Consider the following 13,740-nt stretch of genomic DNA (forward strand, 5'->3'; position numbering starts at 1 on the left):
GCGAGACTACCCTGGATGCGTGTCGGAAAGCGTAGAAGCAGCCACCACGAGCGGGGACACCCCCGGTCAGGCGAATCCGGAGGGGCAGGCGGTGTTCCGCGAGCGGCTGTACGCGTCGTGGTGGACCTGGCCGTTGCCGCTGGTCGCAGCGGTCTTGATGGCCGCTCAGGTGCACATGGGCTACCCGGGCGTGCGGGCGTGGCTGCCCTACGTCGTGCTGGTCCCGCTGGCGATCGCCGTGCCGCTGTGGCTGGGCAGGCTCAAGGTCGAGGTCGTCGACGACGAGCTGTGGGTCGGCGACGCCCACCTGCCGCTCCGGTTCATCGACGAGGTCGAGATCATCTCCCCCGCCGAGCAGCGGCGCTCCCTGGGCCCGGACCTGGACCCGGCGGCGTTCCTGGTGCACCGCTCCTGGGTGCGCACCTCCGTGCGCATCTGGCTCGACGACCCGGCCGATCCCACTCCGTACTGGGTGGTCAGCACCCGCGAACCGGAGCGGCTCAGGGCCGTCCTGCTCCGAGAGCAGTGACAGAACCCGGCCTTCAGGTGAGCGGCGAAGCCGCCTTCCCCACCTGGACGACCGGCACCGCCGCTTCGACGTGCACGAGTTGCGGATCCCGGACCCGTGGGGCGTCCGCGGTCCCGCCACCTGGACCGCCGAGCAGAAGGTCCACTCTCAATTCCTCCCCGGGAAAAACACTGGGCACACGCCGCCCGCGTGTGCCCAGCCACTTCCCGTTGTGCGTCGTCGACGTGCGCCTCAGGCGGCGCAATCACGACAGATGAACTGACCGTTCTTGGTCTCGGCCAGTCGGCTGCGGTGATGGACGAGGAAGCAGCTCGAGCAGGTGAACTCGTCAGCCTGCTTCGGGAGCACCTTGACGGTCATCTCCTCGCCGGACAGGTCAGCGCCCGGCAGTTCGAAATTCTCCGCGATCGCCCCTTCGTCTTCGTCGACGACGCCGGATTGCGCATCGTTGCGTCGCGCCTTCAGCTCCTCCAACGAGTCCTCCGCCAAGTCCTCGGACTCGCGGCGAGGAGCGTCGTAGTCGGTCGCCATCGTGATTCACCCCTGCGTTTGTGGAGACTGCAATGGTGTGCCGCTGGTAAACGTTCCAGGACCCGGATTTGTGCCCGATGGGACAGTGATCGCGGTCTCGCCCTGCAACGCGTCTAGTTCCCCCGTAAAGAGCGACTTGCCTCAACTCGGCACTCCGTGAGGCGCCGAGAGGGTAGCTCATAACTTATGCGAACACGCAGCAGGTCACCCATAGGTGTGGCATTGCGCGCATTCGGACGGCATCGTAGATCAAAATTCGACCGGTCGGCCGCGTCCTCCGGGGCGGCCCGTCCCGGTTGCCCTGCCGATCTCCGCGTGATGCGATGCGCTCGCGGTTTCCCGGTCGGCATCGGCGTCGAGACGATCACGGGAGATCAAGACACGGCGGCGGCGACCAACACCCCGCACCACAGGTTCAACCCCTAGGCTGATCCAGTGCGGGCGGGAGCGCGCGGATCCGAGGCATCCAGGGAGGGGCGGACGTGGGAGCCGTAGGTGCAAGGCCGGGACGGCGAGTGGGGTATCGCCGACGCCGACCGCTGCCCGCGCTGGTCGTGCTGGTGGCGCTGGTGATGTTGTCCGGGTTGCTGTGGACTCGCGTCTTCGGGTCGGTGGAGGACATCGACACGGCCACCAGGTGCAACCCGCCCGGAGCGCCGACGGCTCCGCCCGAGGCCAGCGGCATGCCGCCGCAGGTGCCGGTGGGCACCATGCTCGAACGCGACGCGCTGAACTCCACGACCCCGGTCCCGCCGCAGGACGTGCACGTGCGGGTGCTCAACGGCAACGGCGAGAGCAGGCAGGCGAGCATGGTCGGCGACGAGCTGGCCAGCCTGGGCTTCGTCAAGACCGGCGCCGACAACGACTCGGTCTACGTCAACTACGACCTGCAGTGCCACGGTCAGATCCGCTTCGGCGCGGCGGGGATGAGCGCGGCCCGCACGTTGAGCCTGATCGCGCCGTGCGCGCAGCTGGTGCGCGACGAGCGCGAGGACGCCGGCCTGGACCTGGCACTGGGATCGCGCTTCGACGACATCAAGACCACGCAAGAGGCCAAGCAGATCCTGCAGCAACTGCAGAACTGGGTGCCGCAACGCGATCAGCAGGACGGCGCGCAGCAAGAGGTGACGCCACCGCAGATCAGCGAGGAGCTGCTCACCAAGGCCCGTGACGTGCACTGCTGATAACGATTCCCGGCAAGAACTCGCAACGGACCGCTATCGATGTCGTGGCGGGAAGGTCGTGGCGGGAACCCGGCCAACATTGGCGGGTTCCCGCCACGATCTGCTCAGACCTCGCCGGCGTTGGCCGCGCGCAGGGCCCCGGTGAGCTCCTCGGCGATTCCGGGCGTGGCGCAGACCAGCATCTCGTCGCCCAACCCGTCCGACGTCCCCTTCTCCGGGAGCCGCAGCGCTGCTCCAGCCTCCTCCGCGATCAGCGCGCCCGCTGCCCAGTCCCAGCGGTTGAGCCCGACCTCGTAGGTCGCGTCGAGCCAGCCGGCCGCGACCGAGCACAGGTCCAGCGAGGCGGCTCCCGCGCGGCGGATGTCGCGCACCCGGCCGAGCAGTTCGTTCACCACGCGCGCCTGGGCGGTGCGGCGCTCGACCGCGTAGGCGAACCCGGTGCCCACCAGCGCCAGGTCCAGCCGGTCGGAACCGGAGACGTGCAGCGGCTGCCCGTCGAGGAAGGCCCCGTGGCCGGCCGCGGCGCTCCAGACCCGCCCTGAGACGGGTTCGACGACGGCTCCGGCGACCGAGCGGCCGTCGACCTGAGCGGCCAGCGAGACCGCGTAGAAGGGGAACCCGTAGAGATAATTCACAGTGCCGTCGATCGGATCGACGACCCAGCGCAGTCCGTCCAGCGCACCGTCGCCGCCTTCCTCCTCTCCCAGCACGGACTCCCCCGGGCGGAGCTCGGCGAGCCGCTCGCGCACCAAGCGCTCCACGGCTCGATCGCCCATGGTGACCACATCGGTCTCGGTGCTCTTCGTGTCAACACCGTCGGTAACCGCATGATCACGCACGGTTCGCGCCAATTCGGCGGCTTCGCGGGCAATTCGCACCGCGACCTCGGACAAGGCGTTCGCATCCACATCTTTTGGCAATCCCACGCAGACATCGCAACACAGTCCCGTTAAGGTCTGCACACCTTGGTCTGAATCGAATAGGAAGGATCAGCCATGGCGACAGCCCGCGGGTTCGGCGTGGACATCGGTGGGTCCGGCGTCAAGGGTTCGCCGGTGGACATCGATGCCGGAGTGCTGGCCGAGGAGCGCTTGCGCCTCCCGACGCCGCAACCCTCGACGCCGGACGCGGTGGCCGATGCCGTGGCCGAGATCGTCGAGAAGTTCGCCTGGACCGGACCGGTCGGCATCACGCTGCCCTGCGTCATCAAGGAGGGCACGGCGCTGACCGCCGCCAACATCGACAAGGGCTGGATCGGTACCGATGCCCAGGCCCTGTTCGCCGAGCGCCTCGGGCGCAGCCGGGACGAGGTCGTCGTGCTCAACGACGCCGACGCCGCCGGGGTCGCCGAGATGAAGGCGGGTGCGGGCGTCGGGCACGAGGGCCAGGTCGTCGTGCTGACCTTCGGCACCGGCATCGGCAGCGCGATGTTCATCGACGGCAAGCTGGTGCCGAGCACCGAGTTCGGCCACATCGAGGTCGACGGCCACGACGGCGAGTCGCAGGCCGCCGCGTCGGTGAAGGACGATCTGGAGCTCTCCTACGAGGAGTGGGCGCCGCGGGTCACCCGCTACATCCAGTCCTTGGAGAAGTTCATCTGGCCCGATTTGATCATCGCTGGCGGCGGTGTCAGCCGGAAGGGTCACAAGTGGATTCCGCTGCTGGAGACCCGCACCCCCGTGGTGGCAGCTGCGTTGCGCAACGACGCGGGCATCGTGGGTGCCGCGATGGCGTCCGCGAGCAGCGCGAAGAGCTGATTCGGCCGTTGCCGGGCACAGCTGCGACCGCGTGCTGAGCCCGGCCCCGAAAGGGCGCTCCGAGGGACACCCGTCGGAGTGTTCGGCACGGATCGCAACGGCCTTCCGGAGCCGTGCCTAGCACACGGGGGGACGCGCGGACTCCGCCTTGCAGCGGAACCGCACCCCGCAATCGCAGTTACAATGGAACACGACCCACTTGGTTCGAAGTCCTTTTGGCTGGTGAACGCTGGTGAGCCCGCCCGCTGGTGCAACACTCCCACCGACGGCGGGAGCCGGTGCGGCGGCGAGCCGATCACCCCGGCGCTTCACGGGTGATTGTTCGTCAGCCAGGACGCCGAGTCTGGTGGGTTGTTCCCCGACCTTTGGCGGCCGAGGTTTCGCGCCCTCCGGCCCGCCCTGATCGACCGTCGCGAAAGGGCGTACGTGGCAGCCGCAGAAACCGCAACCCGACGCTCCAGCACCGCCGCAGACGCTGGCGGCGCTCAAGCCGAGTCGGGCCAGTCCCAGGCCACCCCAGCTTCGGAGGCGGCTGCTTCGTCTGACGTCGAGCAGACGAAGCCTGCCGCGCGCAAGAGCACCGCCAAGAGCTCGACGGGTGCGAAGTCGACCACCCGCAAGCCCGCGGCCAAGAAGGGCGCCGCCAAGGCTCCTGCGAAGAAGACGACCAAGTCGGCTTCCGCCAAGGGCAACGGCGAGGGCATGGAGATCGACGAACCGATCGAGACCGACCTGACCTCTCCCGAGGTCGGCGATCTCGCGGAAGTCGAGGTGGAGATCCCAGAGGAGCCGGTTCCGGACGAGGACTCCAAGGAGTCCGGTGACTTCGTCTGGGACGAAGAGGAGTCCGAGGCGCTCCGGCAGGCGCGCAAGGACGCCGAGCTGACCGCTTCCGCGGACTCGGTGCGCGCCTACCTCAAGCAGATCGGCAAGGTCGCGCTGCTCAACGCCGAGGAAGAGGTCGAGCTGGCCAAGCGCATCGAGGCCGGCCTCTACGGTGCCGAGCGGTTGCGCCAGATCGAGGAGTCCGGCGAGCAGCTGACCACGCAGATGCGGCGGGACCTGCGCTGGATCGTGCGCGACGGCGAGCGCGCCAAGAACCACCTGCTGGAGGCCAACCTCCGCCTGGTGGTCAGCCTCGCCAAGCGCTACACCGGCCGCGGCATGGCGTTCCTGGACCTGATCCAGGAGGGCAACCTCGGTCTGATCCGCGCGGTCGAGAAGTTCGACTACACCAAGGGCTACAAGTTCTCCACGTACGCGACCTGGTGGATCCGTCAGGCCATCACGCGTGCGATGGCCGACCAGGCGCGCACCATCCGCATCCCGGTGCACATGGTCGAGGTCATCAACAAGCTCGGCCGCATCCAGCGCGAGCTGCTGCAGGACCTCGGTCGCGAGCCCACGCCGGAAGAGCTCGCCAAGGAAATGGACATCACCCCGGAGAAGGTGCTGGAGATCCAGCAGTACGCCCGGGAGCCCATTTCGCTCGACCAGACCATCGGTGACGAGGGCGACAGCCAGCTCGGTGACTTCATCGAGGACTCCGAAGCTGTCGTCGCGGTCGACGCGGTCTCGTTCACGCTGCTGCAGGACCAGCTGCAGTCGGTGCTGGCGACGCTGTCCGAGCGCGAGGCGGGCGTGGTCCGGCTGCGCTTCGGCCTCACCGACGGCCAGCCGCGCACGCTGGACGAGATCGGCCAGGTCTACGGGGTGACCCGGGAGCGAATCCGGCAGATCGAGTCCAAGACGATGTCGAAGCTGCGCCACCCGTCGCGGTCGCAGGTCCTCCGGGACTACCTCGACTGACCGAATTGTCCGGAATTGGCCGTCGACCCACTCGGGCGGCGGCCTTTTTCATGCGTCCACTTCGCCCCCGAAGGGTGTTTTTGGAGTTCCAGGCGGGAGCCCATTCCGTCCGAGTGCTGAGATTTGCTGTTCGCTTCCAGAGGAACACGACCGATCACGGATCGTCATATTTGTGTTCCAACCCACCCGGATCAGGCTTGACGAGTCGGAGCATTTTCCCAGCTAGATTCGTCCATCGTCGCATCGCCGCAGGTCAACGAGGTGCCCCCGATGTTGATCACGCTCCGCAAGGATCACTGCTGCAACCGGGTACTTCATGGTGATGACCGTCGCTAGCCCGCGCGGGAACACTGACTCCGGCCAAAACGTCTGGAAGAGTAGGGCCAACGAGCACCGACCCTGCAGCCAGTAGGACACCGGTGGTCGTAGCAGGATCGAGGGCGTCGGGTGGAATCCGACGCCGGGACGGAGGGAGATATCGATGCCGGGAACGCTCACCCGCCCCGAGCTGACCGCCGCCGACCGCTGCGACCGCTGCGGGGCCGCTGCCAAGCTTCGCGCCGTACTACCGTCCGGTGGCGAGCTTCTGTTCTGCGGGCACCACGCCCGCGCCTACGAAGCCGGGCTGCGCGACGTGCGGGCCGACCTCCAACAGGACGAGCAGTGACAACCTGATCAGCCAGGTCACCGGGCCCCCGCAGCCGAGCGCTGCGGGGGCCCGGTGCGTTCTCAGGAACTGATCTCGCGCAGGGCCGCCAGCAGGCGGTCGACCTCGTCGGCCGTCGAGTAGTGCGACAGACTCGCACGCACACCGCCCTCGGGGCCGACGCCGAGGGCGCGAACGAGCTCCCAGGCGTAGGAGTGGCCGGCGGAGACGTTCAGCCCCCGCTCCGACAGGGCCGCGGACACCTCCGCCGGAGCCTTGTCCTGGACGGTGAAGAAGGCGGTGGGCGTCGTGGGCCCCTGCGGAGTGCCGTGGCGCTGGACGCCGCCCAGTTCCGCCAGTCCCGCGAACAGCCGACCGGCGAGCTGCTCCTCGTGCGCGACGACGGCCGCGCGCGAGGTCGCGAGGCGTTCGGCGCGGCTGCCCGTCGCATCGCCGTCCAGGCCCGCCAGGTGCTCCACCGCCGCGACGACACCGGCCATGGGGGCGAAGGGGTTGGTGCCCAGCTCGAAGCGCTCCGGGGAGCTCTCGGGCGATGGCGCGAGCTTGTCCGGGTGAAGGTTCTCCAGGACCCACGGATCGGCGGCGACGACGGCCGCCAAGTGCGGTCCGGCCCACTTGTAAGCACTGGTGGCGTAGAGGTCCGCGCCCAGGTCGGCGATCCGCACGTGCGCGTGCGGGCAGTGCTGCACGCCGTCGACGTAGGAGAGCGCACCGACCTCGCGGGCCCGGTCGGTGATCGGCTTGAGATCGGGCATGACCCCCAGCAGGTTGGACGCGGCGGTGACGGCGACCAGCTTGGTGCGAGCGCCGATCAGACCGACGACGTCGTCGACGGGGAGTTCACCCGTGGCCGGGTCGATCTCGGCGGTGCGCACGGTCGCACCGGCCCGCTGCGCGAGTTGCACCCACGGCCGCACGTTGGCGTCGTGGTCGAGGTCGGTCACCACGATCTCGTCGCCCGGGTTCCAACCGAGCGCCAGCACTCCGGCGAACCGGTAGGTCAGTGACGTCATGCTCGGCCCGAACACCACGCACACCGGATCGGGCGCGCCCACCAGGTCGGCCACGGCCGCGCGAGCCTCGGCGACAATTCCGGACGAGCGGCGGCTCGACTCGTACGGCCCTCCCACGTTCGACAACCCGGCTCGGTAGGCATCGCTGATCGCCTCGATCACCACTTCCGGCACTTGCGTGCCCGCTGCCCCGTCCAGCCACGCCCGGCCGTCGGCCAGCGCCGGGTACTGCAGCCGGACCTTCTCAACGTCGAATCCCATGCCGCGACCCTAGAAGATTGAGCACCCCCAAGATCATTGCCCTCACCCGGGCTGCGCGGAGTTCTGCTCGGAGGATGAGTCGGGGCGCGGCGTGAACGCCTCGGTGGTGATGTCGCGGACGAGCTCGACGACGCTGGGACCGTAGCCCTCGGATTCGATGACGCGCAGCAGCACGCAGAAGCGCCGCCGCACTCCGCACCGGGTCCGGAGGCGCTGGTACTCCGAACCGAGGTAGCGGGCGGCCGCGCGGTTGGCGATCGAGGTCTGGCCGCAGATCACGAACGCCGGCTTGTCCCGCTTGCTCCGGACGATCTTGGCCAGCAGCACGTACTCGACCCGGTGGGTGTTCGACGGGTAGGTCTCCCCGCCCACGTCGATCGCCGTCCGCGCCTCCGGCCCCGCGATGCGCACGCCCGGAAGCACCGACCGCACGTGCGCTTCGGTGCGCTGGTTGGCCACCGGCCCGCCGATGCAGAACTCGGGCTTGTCTCGGGGCGCGTGCTGTGACTGCGGACGCGTGGAACATCCGCCGACCCGGTGATCACGCTCGCGATGGTGTTGAGCCCGAGATCGTCGCTCTGGCGGGTGACAGGTTAGCCGGACGCCCGCACGCGCATCAGGGGTTCACCAGGAGCGGAGGGTGGCGATTCGCTCTTCGAGCTGCTCGACGGTGGCCATGGCCGTCGGCGGTCCGCCGCACACCTTCTGCAGCTCGTTGTAGATCTTGCCGTGCGGTTTGCGGGTGCGGTGGTGGTGCAGCGACACGAGCGTGTTGAGCTCCTTGCGCAGCTTCTGCAGCCGCTCCTGCACGCTCTGCGGACGCGACTGCTGCTCGGCCTGCTCGGCGGCCTTGGCCGCCTTCGCATCGGCCTCGCGCTTGCCGACGTCGTCCAGCTGCTGCGACTGTCGCTGCCGCAGCAGCGCCCTGACCTGGTCCGGTTCCAGCAGACCCGGCAGCCCGAGGTAGTCCTGCTCCTCCTCGGTGGTGCTGAACGCGGCCGTGCCGAACGACGAACCGTCGTAGATCACCTGGTCCAGCTCGGCCTCGGCGCCCAGCGAGGTGAACGCCTTCTCCTCCTCACCGGGCTCGTCGCGCTGGGCGTTGGCGGCGGCGACCAGCTCGTCGTCCCAACCGTCCTTCTCCCGGTGCGGCTTGCCCAGCACGTGGTCGCGCTGCGCCTCCAGCTGGCTGGCCAGCTCCAGCAGCACCGGAACGCTGGGCAGGAAGATGCTGGCCGTCTCCCCCGGTCGCCGCGACCGCACGAAACGTCCGATGGCCTGGGCGAAGAACAACGGCGTCGAGGCGCTGGTGGCGTAGACGCCGACGGCCAGGCGAGGCACGTCGACGCCCTCGGAAACCATCCTGACCGCGACCATCCACTTGTCGTCGGACTCGGCGAAGGCGCCGATCCGCGACGACGCCTGGGGATCGTCGGAGAGCACGACCACCGGATCCGAGCCGGTGATCTGGTGCAGCGCCTTGGCGTAGGCCTTGGCCGTGGGGTGGTCGGAGGCGATCACCAGGCCACCGGCGTCCGGGATGCCGCCCCGGCGGAGCTGCTCCAGCCGCGTGTCTGCGGCCTTGAGCACCGTGGGGATCCACTCGCCGGACGGGTCCAGCGCGGTCCGCCACGCGCGGGCGGTCTGCTCGGCGGTCAGCGGCTCACCGAGGCGCGCGCTGAACTCGTCGCCGGCGTTGGTGCGCCAGCGCGCCTCGCCCGAGTAGGCGAGGAAGAGCACCGGCCGCACGACACCGTCGGCCAGCGCGTCGGAGTAACCGTAGGAGTGGTCGGCGCGGCTGCGCATCGACCCGTCAGCGTCCGGTTCGTACCCGATGAACGGGATGGGCGAGTCGTCGCTCCGGAACGGCGTACCGGTCAGCGACAACCGGCGAACGGCGGGGGTGAACGCCTCCCGGATCGCGTCGCCCCAGGACTTGGCGTCGCCCGCGTGGTGCACCTCGTCGAGGATCACCAGCGTCTTGCGCCGCTCGGTCCGCACCCGGTGAAGGTGGGGATGTGCCGCGACCTGCGCGTAGGTGACGACCACGCCGCGGTAGTCGCTGGAGGTGATGCCGTCCGCGTTGCGGAAGTTGGAGTCCAGCGGAATTCCGGTGCCTCCGGCCGCCAACGCCCACTGGTGCTTGAGGTGTTCGGTCGGCGCGACCACCGTGACCTGCTCGACCGTGCGGTCGGCGAGCAGTTCGGCTGCCACCCGCAGACCGAACGTCGTCTTGCCCGCGCCGGGCGTCGCGACGGCCAGGAAGTCCGTAGGCCGGTTGGCCAGGTACTTGGTGAGGGCTCGCCGCTGCCAGGCTCGAAGTGGCCGGGACGGCGCCTGCGAGGGGGCGCTGAGAACAGATCGGACGGAATAGTCGAGTTGCGCTTCGGACACGCCGGCTCGCCGCTCCCTTCCTCGTTTCCCCAACCGGATGGTGCGGGCACATCCGTTGAGCCCTGCGACCGCCACGTTCCCCCAGACATCAGGCCTGACCGGAGAACTGGATCAACCAGCACCGATCAACTCGTGGCGGGCCGCCGTGCAGCTTACCTCCGCGCTCCGGTCGACACGGGTTCGGCCGATCGAGATGGTCCCGACACTCCGGTTTCAACACCTCGACGCCTGAGCTTCGGAGCTATGAAGCATCCTTGTAGGCGACATGGGTTCGCCGAGTTCGCCAGACAGTCGGGGGCGCAGCGCGACCGCAGCGCGGGACGAGTTCCCGGTCCGCCGCGGTCCCCTGCGCTTGGTCGCACGCACCTTGGACAAGGCGTGGTGGGACAACATCTTCTCGGAATCCGCGGCTGCGGCGTTCTGGCAGACGATGTCGCTGCCGCCGCTGTTGCTGGGTCTGCTGGGGAGTTTGGGCTACCTCGGCGACTGGTTCGGTCCCGCGATCGTCGACGCGGTGCACGACAAGATCCTGGCGTTCTGCCGGACCGTGTTCACCAGCAGCGTCGTGGACCAGATCATCGGGCCGACGGTCGGCGACATCCTGACCAAGGGCCGCAGCGAGATCGCCTCGATGGGTTTCCTGCTGTCGCTGTGGGCGGGTTCCTCGGCGCTGGCGTCGCTGGTGGACTCGATCACCCAGGCCTACGACCAGTACCTGGTCCGCAACAGCGTCTGGCAGCGGATCGTGGCGCTGCTGCTCTACCTGGTGGGCCTGGTGCTGGCGATCGTCGGGATGCCGGTGGTGGCGCTGGGACCGGAGTGGCTGCCGACGGTGTTCCCGCACGCGCTGCAGGACGACGTCACCTGGCTCATCCACGCCATCTACTACCCGGCGACGGCCGTCGGGCTGGTGATCGCGTTGGCCACGCTCTACAGCGTGGCGCTTCCGCGCAAGTTGCCCTGGCACCGCGGCGTGCCGGGCGCGCTGCTGGCGATGGTGCTGTTCCTCGTGGCCAGCTACGGGCTGCGGGTCTACATCACCTGGATCACCAGCACCGGCTACACCTACGGCGCGCTGGCCACCCCGATCGCATTCCTGCTCTTCGCGTTCTTCATCGGTTTCGCGATCATCATGGGCGCGGAGTTCAACAACGCGATCCAGGAGATGTGGCCGGCGAAGATGACCCGGCGCGAACGGCGGCGCTGGCGTCGGTTGGAGATGCGGCGACTGGCTCAGCGGATGCACACCGAGGACGGCTACCGCGCCTGGCGCGAGGACAACACGCCCGCACCGGAGCACGACGTGGAACCACCGGCATCCGACCCCGAGCCGCCGCACGCCAACGGCAAGCCGGTGGGCTTCAAGCGCGCAGGCCAACCCGAACCGCACGGCGGCTGACCCGCGCGGTTCGGGAAGCACCCGACTTACTTGTCGGCCCCAGGGGGCAACGACTCGAAGATCTCCTTGCAGTCCGGGCAGACGGGCGAACCGGGCTTCGCGGACTTGGTGACCGGGAAGACCTCGCCGCACAGCGCCACGACGTGGGTGCCCATGACCGCGCTCTCGGCGATCTTGTCCTTCTGCACGTAGTGGAACACCTCAGGACGATCATCGCTGGTCTGATCAGCCGTCTCGTCCCGGGTGTCGGTCTCCGGCAGCGTCATCGTGCTCATGGCACCAATGATGCCGCACACCGCATGCGTCTGTCCGCAGCGCCTCCGGTCTGACCACCGCAGGAGGCGATGTCAGGTGCTCTCGATGACGCGATGGTCCGAGGACTCGATGCTGCGGTGCGAGCGGCGGAACCGGTTCACGTGCTCGGACTTGCGAACGGGCCGATCGTTGGCGATCAGGACCGCCATCCACGGCAGGGGAATCGAAATGGCCAGGATGATCAGGGCCAACCACCACAGCTGCCACACCTGGAACAAGACCACCGCGCCGATCAGGCACGGAATCCGGCTTGCCATCATGATCGCGTACCTGCGGCGGCGAGTCGCCTGCTCATCGTCCATTGACGGCTGAGCCTCGGTGATCAGCACCGGGGTGTCGTCACGATGTGAAGTGTTCACGACGCTACCTCCGAGTCCCATGCTCCCACCCGCGGGTGCCCGCCGATACCCGTGGGAACCGGCGATTACCCCCACTGGTTGACCGGCAGGACGCACGCGCGAAACTTCGCCGCGTTAAATTCGACGTGGGAGCGAGAACTTCTTCGGCGCGGGAGTGACCACACATGATGTACGCGGTGAGCAAACGGGTCGTGGGTGCGGTAGCCCGGTCCGTCTACCGACCCAAGATCATCGGCGCGGAGAAGGTGCCCACGACGGGCCCGGTGATCCTGGCTCCGAACCACCTCGCCGTGCTCGACAGCTTCATCGTCCCGCTGGTGCTGCCGCGCCCGGTGGCGTTCCTCGCCAAGGCCGAGTACTTCCAAGGCAAGGGGTTCAAGGGTGGCTTGAGCAAGTGGCTGTTCAGCTCGCTGGGCGCGATCCCGGTTGAGCGGGGACGTGGCCGGGCCGCGATGGAGGCCATCGGCGCGGCCGAGGAGGTCCTGCGCAGCGGCGGCGCCTTCGGCATCCACCCGGAGGGCACCCGCTCCCCCGACGGCCGTCTCTACCGAGGCCGCACCGGCGTCGCCCGACTCACCCTGAACACCGGCGCCCCGGTCGTCCCGGTGGCACTGACCGGCACGGACAAGCTCCAGCCCCGCGGCACCAAGGTCCCGCGCCTGGCCAAGGTCACGGTCCGCTTCGGCGACCCCCTGGACTTCACCCGCTACTCGGGGATGGAAGCGTCGCTCCCGGTCTTGCGCTCGATCACCGACGAGATCATGTACGCCATCTCCGAGCTCTCCGACCAGGAGTACGTCGACAAGTACCAGAAGCCCGGAGCAGCAGCCGCCGCCTGAGCGCCGCTCCTTGCCCGTCCGTCCTCGTCACGAGGGCGGACGCGCGTACACCGTCCGCTGTGCCCGTTCAGCTCAGGCCAGAACTGCCCTCGGCGGCTACTTCGAAGCCTTCGCGGCGGCCTTCTGAGCCTTCTTGAAGGAGCGGACCTCCTGGAGGGTCTGCTCGTCGATGACATCGGCGATGGAGCGCCGCGAGCCCTCCTCGCCGTAGGCCCCCGCCGCTTCTCGCCAGCCCCGCGGCTCGACTCCGCGCTGCTTGCCGAGCAGGGCGAGGAAGATCCGGGCCTTCTGCTCGCCGTAGCCGGGAAGGGCCTTGAGCCGCTTGAGCACTTCCGCGCCATCGGGGTCACCATCGGTCCACAGCGCCTCGGTCCGACCGTCGTAGTGCTCGACGACGTGCTGGGCGAGGGCCTGGACGCGCTTGGCCATCGAACCGCCGTAGCGGTGGATCGCGGGCTTGCGCACGCAGAGCTCGACGAACTCCTCCGGATCGGCCTCGGCGATCTTGGTGACGTCGAACCCGCCCATCCTGTCCGCGATCTTCTTCGGGCCGGCGAACGCCAGCTCCATCGCCACCTGCTGATCGAGGAGCATCCCGGTGAGCAGGGCGAACGAGTCCTCGGAGAGCAGCCGGTCCGCCTCGGCGTCGCCGGTCAGGTGCAGTGCGTCGGACATGGCCGCAT

15 protein-coding genes are annotated in these 13,740 nt (G+C 68.8%); 7 read left to right on the forward strand and 8 right to left on the reverse strand.

The features are described from left to right. Positions 1-19 precede the first annotated feature (19 nt). A complete protein-coding gene (locus tag E1161_RS05555) occupies positions 20-529 on the forward strand; it encodes a DUF3093 domain-containing protein (RefSeq protein WP_132620251.1) in 510 nt (169 codons plus the stop codon). Between the two features lie 231 nt (positions 530-760). Here E1161_RS05555 and E1161_RS05560 read toward each other — a convergent pair whose 3' ends face one another. Next, on the reverse strand, positions 761-1,060 hold the full coding sequence (locus E1161_RS05560; RefSeq protein ID WP_093416518.1) for a DUF4193 domain-containing protein: 300 nt from the start codon (positions 1,058-1,060) through the stop codon (positions 761-763). A gap of 515 nt (positions 1,061-1,575) precedes the next feature. Between E1161_RS05560 and cei the strand changes: the two genes are divergently transcribed. Continuing rightward, on the forward strand, positions 1,576-2,244 hold the full coding sequence (gene cei, locus E1161_RS05565) for an envelope integrity protein Cei (RefSeq protein ID WP_207920118.1): 669 nt from the start codon (positions 1,576-1,578) through the stop codon (positions 2,242-2,244). Positions 2,245-2,348: 104 nt separating this feature from the next. Here cei and E1161_RS05570 read toward each other — a convergent pair whose 3' ends face one another. After that, positions 2,349-3,137 (reverse strand): inositol monophosphatase family protein, encoded by a 789-nt coding sequence (locus E1161_RS05570; protein ID WP_207920119.1) that lies wholly within the window; start codon positions 3,135-3,137, stop codon positions 2,349-2,351. Between the two features lie 102 nt (positions 3,138-3,239). Here E1161_RS05570 and ppgK point away from each other — a divergent pair, with 102 nt between their 5' ends. The 3 genes from ppgK to E1161_RS05585 all read left to right on the forward strand — a co-directional run bounded on the left by ppgK (position 3,240) and on the right by E1161_RS05585 (position 6,477). Then, entirely contained in the window at positions 3,240-4,001 is a 762-nt protein-coding gene (gene ppgK, locus E1161_RS05575; RefSeq protein WP_132620253.1) for a polyphosphate--glucose phosphotransferase, read from the forward strand. A gap of 426 nt (positions 4,002-4,427) precedes the next feature. Beyond that, positions 4,428-5,810, forward strand: a complete 1,383-nt coding sequence (locus E1161_RS05580; RefSeq protein ID WP_132620255.1) for an RNA polymerase sigma factor — start codon at positions 4,428-4,430, stop codon at positions 5,808-5,810. A gap of 481 nt (positions 5,811-6,291) precedes the next feature. Further along, positions 6,292-6,477 carry a DUF7455 domain-containing protein gene (locus tag E1161_RS05585; RefSeq protein ID WP_132620257.1) on the forward strand — a complete coding sequence of 62 codons (186 nt, stop codon included), beginning with the start codon at positions 6,292-6,294 and terminating at the stop codon, positions 6,475-6,477. A 62-nt stretch (positions 6,478-6,539) separates the two neighbouring features. Here E1161_RS05585 and E1161_RS05590 read toward each other — a convergent pair whose 3' ends face one another. The 3 genes from E1161_RS05590 to E1161_RS05600 form a co-directional block, all read right to left on the reverse strand. Further along, positions 6,540-7,751: a cysteine desulfurase-like protein gene (locus E1161_RS05590; RefSeq protein WP_132620259.1), complete on the reverse strand. Its 1,212-nt coding sequence runs from the start codon at positions 7,749-7,751 to the stop codon at positions 6,540-6,542. Positions 7,752-7,793: 42 nt separating this feature from the next. Continuing rightward, complete coding sequence (locus E1161_RS05595; RefSeq protein ID WP_132620261.1) at positions 7,794-8,210, reverse strand: hypothetical protein; 417 nt, start codon at positions 8,208-8,210, stop codon at positions 7,794-7,796. Between the two features lie 165 nt (positions 8,211-8,375). Then, on the reverse strand, positions 8,376-10,145 hold the full coding sequence (locus E1161_RS05600; RefSeq protein WP_132620263.1) for a DEAD/DEAH box helicase: 1,770 nt from the start codon (positions 10,143-10,145) through the stop codon (positions 8,376-8,378). Positions 10,146-10,410: 265 nt separating this feature from the next. Between E1161_RS05600 and E1161_RS05605 the strand changes: the two genes are divergently transcribed. Beyond that, positions 10,411-11,544, forward strand: coding sequence for a YihY/virulence factor BrkB family protein (locus E1161_RS05605; protein ID WP_132620265.1), 1,134 nt, complete (start codon positions 10,411-10,413; stop codon positions 11,542-11,544). A 26-nt stretch (positions 11,545-11,570) separates the two neighbouring features. Here E1161_RS05605 and E1161_RS05610 read toward each other — a convergent pair whose 3' ends face one another. Then, positions 11,571-11,819, reverse strand: a complete 249-nt coding sequence (locus E1161_RS05610; protein ID WP_132620267.1) for a DUF3039 domain-containing protein — start codon at positions 11,817-11,819, stop codon at positions 11,571-11,573. A 72-nt stretch (positions 11,820-11,891) separates the two neighbouring features. Further along, positions 11,892-12,239: a DUF3099 domain-containing protein gene (locus tag E1161_RS05615; protein ID WP_132620269.1), complete on the reverse strand. Its 348-nt coding sequence runs from the start codon at positions 12,237-12,239 to the stop codon at positions 11,892-11,894. A 143-nt stretch (positions 12,240-12,382) separates the two neighbouring features. Between E1161_RS05615 and E1161_RS05620 the strand changes: the two genes are divergently transcribed. Continuing rightward, complete coding sequence (locus E1161_RS05620) at positions 12,383-13,057, forward strand: lysophospholipid acyltransferase family protein (protein ID WP_132620271.1); 675 nt, start codon at positions 12,383-12,385, stop codon at positions 13,055-13,057. 96 nt (positions 13,058-13,153) lie between these two features. On the opposite strand, the gene E1161_RS05625 is transcribed toward E1161_RS05620, so the two are convergent. Continuing rightward, positions 13,154-13,732, reverse strand: a complete 579-nt coding sequence (locus tag E1161_RS05625) for an HhH-GPD-type base excision DNA repair protein (RefSeq protein ID WP_132620273.1) — start codon at positions 13,730-13,732, stop codon at positions 13,154-13,156. Between the last annotated feature and the right edge of the window lie 8 nt (positions 13,733-13,740).

This window comes from Saccharopolyspora aridisoli, assembly GCF_004348445.1.
Taxonomy (GTDB): domain Bacteria; phylum Actinomycetota; class Actinomycetes; order Mycobacteriales; family Pseudonocardiaceae; genus Saccharopolyspora; species Saccharopolyspora aridisoli.

Bases quoted from the DNA above. Each gene is read 5' to 3' on its own strand.
- ppgK (WP_132620253.1), top strand. From the start codon at position 3,240: ATGGCGACAGCCCGCGGGTTCGGCGTGGACATCGGTGGGTCCGGCGTC.
- E1161_RS05560 (WP_093416518.1), bottom strand. From the start codon at position 1,060: ATGGCGACCGACTACGACGCTCCTCGCCGCGAGTCCGAGGACTTGGCG.
- E1161_RS05585 (WP_132620257.1), top strand. From the start codon at position 6,292: ATGCCGGGAACGCTCACCCGCCCCGAGCTGACCGCCGCCGACCGCTGC.
- E1161_RS05620 (WP_132620271.1), top strand. From the start codon at position 12,383: ATGATGTACGCGGTGAGCAAACGGGTCGTGGGTGCGGTAGCCCGGTCC.
- E1161_RS05610 (WP_132620267.1), bottom strand. From the start codon at position 11,819: ATGAGCACGATGACGCTGCCGGAGACCGACACCCGGGACGAGACGGCT.
- E1161_RS05615 (WP_132620269.1), bottom strand. From the start codon at position 12,239: ATGGGACTCGGAGGTAGCGTCGTGAACACTTCACATCGTGACGACACC.
- E1161_RS05605 (WP_132620265.1), top strand. From the start codon at position 10,411: ATGGGTTCGCCGAGTTCGCCAGACAGTCGGGGGCGCAGCGCGACCGCA.
- E1161_RS05590 (WP_132620259.1), bottom strand. From the start codon at position 7,751: ATGGGATTCGACGTTGAGAAGGTCCGGCTGCAGTACCCGGCGCTGGCC.
- E1161_RS05625 (WP_132620273.1), bottom strand. From the start codon at position 13,732: ATGTCCGACGCACTGCACCTGACCGGCGACGCCGAGGCGGACCGGCTG.